Origin of the sequence: Streptomyces sp. YIM 98790 (assembly GCF_011421595.1) — a bacterium.
GTDB lineage: Bacteria > Actinomycetota > Actinomycetes > Streptomycetales > Streptomycetaceae > Streptomyces.
The window spans coordinates 1-2,856 of the sequence record NZ_WTLH01000343.1 but is presented as its reverse complement, the minus strand read 5'-3'; the positions used below and the strand labels follow the sequence as shown (position 1 = coordinate 2,856).

Here is a 2,856-nt window from a genome sequence, read left to right as displayed (position 1 = left end):
GCACCGCCGGCGGCGGTGCCGGCGGCGGGCCCTGCCGTCCCTGCTCCGTCCCGGACTCCGCCCCCGTCTCCGCCCCGGCCGGTTCCCGCACCTCCCGCGGCGCGCGCACGTCCTGCCGCGCCCGCACCTCCGCCGGTTCCCGGACGTCCCGGACGTCCCGGACATCCTGGATATCCCGGGCGTCCCGCGGCTCCCGCGGCTCGCGGGCGTCCCCCGGCGGCTTCAGCGTTTCCGGCGGCAGCGGCGGGGGCGGCGGCTTCGGCGCGGCGGCCGGCATGGGCACCACCTCGGCGGTGATCTGCACCACCGCCTCGCCCACCGCGCCCTTGAGCACCACCGACCCGTTCAGCCGCCCCGGCCGGGAGGTGTCCAGGGAGACGTCCAGGCCGCCGCCCTCCGCCTCGTCCACCGTCAGCCAGTCCTCCTTGGGATGCGGCACGCAGCTTCGCGCCAGCGGCGGACCCAGCAGCTCGACCCGCTGCCGGGGCCGGGGCCCGTGCTGCGGCACCCGGCCGAAGTCGAGCACCGAGGGTGCCGGGTTGACCTGCACCTCCAGCACCGCCCGCCCGGCCTCGTCGGCGATCGAGCGGATGTCGTTCCGCTGCAGTTCCAGCAGCGCGTCCCGGGCCCCGGCGGCGATCTCCAGATCCTCGTTCTCCATCCGGAACCGCAGCTCCGCGATGGCGCCCCGCCGGGTGTAGGCGTTGGGGCTGGTGACCGCCTGCCGCAGATCCTCCGGCAGCGGCCTTGCCCTGATCTTCTTCCGGTTGCTGCGCGCCAGGTACACCTCGCCCTGGAGATCCACGCTGCGGCTGGGCGTCTGGTTCGGGTTCTCCGCCCGCACCCGGTCGAAGACGTACTCGTACAGTTCGTCCAGCGAGATGCGTCCGTCCTCGTCGAGATCGGCCTCGCCCGTCGCGAGACCGTTGACCAGGGCGTGCGTGAAGACGGACGGCTTCGGCGCCGAGCCCTCCGCCAGATCGGCGCCCTCGAAGGCGTACTCCATGGAGTTGGACGCGGTGATCACCGCCCGGCCCCGGCCGCCGCCCAGCTTCTCCCCGCCGAACGCCTCCAGCACCTGGGCGTCGCCCGCCGCCCGCACGCCCACGCCCTGCGAGAAGGCGCCGCCGTAGCAGCAGTCCAGGAAGAGCACGATGGAGCGGGCCCGGCTGCCGCTCATGCAGCGCCGCACGAAGTCCGCCGAGACCGCGGTCGAGGCGAGCCTGCGCGGCATGGTGTTGGTGGCGGCGAAGAACAGCTCCCCGGATTCGCTCTTCAGCCCGTGGCAGGAGAAGTGCAGCAGCAGCGAGTCGCCCGGCCTGCGTTCGGCGAAGAAGTCGTCGATCCGCCGGGAGATCTCGTGCGCGGGCTCGTTCTGCGCCACCTCCACCTGGAAGCCGCCGATCCGCGGGTCGCCCAGCACCCCGGCCAGCGCGGTGGCGTCCTCGGTGGGGGACAGCAGATGCCGCAGGCCCTCGTCACGGTAGTCGTCATTGGCGATGATCAGTGCGCGCCGGCTGCCTGTGGTGGCCATGGCCGCTCACCCGGGCCCTTCTCCCCGCCCTCCCGCACCGCCCGCGGCACCGCCGGCACCGCCGGCGCCGGCACCGTGGTCGCGGTCGCGGTCGCCGGAGGCCGCATGGCGGCTGATGAACAGTTCGTACGTACCGGCCACCTGTTCCTCGGTGGCCTCGGAGATCTCCAGCACATCGCCGCCCAGTTCCAGCCGGATCGTGGGGCGGGTCGCGCGGCGTCCGCGCCAGGAGCGGACCAGGCCGATGATCTCCCGCAGCGCGCCTGCCGACTTGGTCAGCGTCACCAGCAGCGCGCCGATCTCCGCGACGCCGACCGCCCGGGCGCCGGGCGGTGCCGCGCCGCCCGCCAGCGGCACGACGTCCTCCACCCCGTCGGCCTCCAGCAGCAGTTCCTCGCGGAGCTGACGGGCCAGGCTCTCCAGCCGGTCGGCCTCCGCCTCCTCCTCCGACACAAAGATCCGCAGTGGCGTACCCACAGGCTGCCCCTTCCCGTCCGGAGGGCTCGGCGCGGGGCGGAAGCACTCGTCTCACGTCCCTCGTCCCGACACTCCCATACTCGCACCACCTGCACCGATGGCAATCTCACGGCCGGCCGGGGCCCGGCCGGCGCAGTACGGCCGAAAGGGGCGGTGCCGCCGCGCCGGCCATTGACCCGGCGGGCGGCGGAGACCCATGGTGGGGGCAGATCACCCCATCTCGGGAAAAGGAGGTCATAGTGACCATACGTATCGATCAGCCCCGGGAATTCGACCTGGTGGGCGATCCGGTGCGGATCGGCGGAGTGGGAACCGGCTTCGAGGCCGTCCTCAACTACCGGATTGCGGACGGCCACGACGAGGTGACCGGCCACTTCTCCGTCGGCGGCGGCACCGGCGAGCACGACCACTTCCAGGTCCGGGCGGACGTCTCCGGCGCCGCGTTCACCCTGGACCGCCTGTTCGTCCAGGTCTTCGAGGTCAGCGCCAGGGACGGCAGCGAGATCAACAAGGTGACGGTTCCGGTCGTGCACGGACCGCGCATCGTGCCGGGCTATGTGGGCTACCGGGAACACACCGTGGTGCCCGGTGACACCCTGTCGGCCATCGCCCGCACCCACTACGGCGACTCCTCGCTCCACACCCGGATCGTCCGGGCCAACCCGCAGATCACCGATCCGGACCTGATCCTCCCGGGCCAGGTGCTGCGCATCCCGGTCGGCGCCTGAGCGGTCCCCCGCCCGGCCGGGTGGCACGCCGCCGTCCCCGTCCCCGGCCCGTCCCCGTCCCCGGCCCGTCCCCGTCCCCGGCCCGTCCCCGTCCCCGGCCCGTCCCCGTCCCCGGCC

3 protein-coding genes are annotated in these 2,856 nt (G+C 73.8%); 1 reads left to right on the top strand and 2 read right to left on the bottom strand.

Annotated elements, in window-relative coordinates:
• Both GQS09_RS27805 and GQS09_RS27800 read right to left on the bottom strand, forming a co-directional pair.
• The coding region (locus GQS09_RS27805; RefSeq protein ID WP_165990285.1) for a caspase family protein at positions 1-1,534 on the bottom strand (1,534 nt) is incomplete at its 3' end.
• Between the two features lie 6 nt (positions 1,535-1,540).
• Positions 1,541-2,011 (bottom strand): effector-associated constant component EACC1, encoded by a 471-nt coding sequence (locus GQS09_RS27800; RefSeq protein ID WP_207958378.1) that lies wholly within the window; start codon positions 2,009-2,011, stop codon positions 1,541-1,543.
• Positions 2,012-2,250: 239 nt separating this feature from the next.
• Here GQS09_RS27800 and GQS09_RS27795 point away from each other — a divergent pair, with 239 nt between their 5' ends.
• Positions 2,251-2,739: a Gmad2 immunoglobulin-like domain-containing protein gene (locus GQS09_RS27795; protein WP_165990284.1), complete on the top strand. Its 489-nt coding sequence runs from the start codon at positions 2,251-2,253 to the stop codon at positions 2,737-2,739.
• The last annotated feature ends 117 nt before the right edge of the window (positions 2,740-2,856 follow it).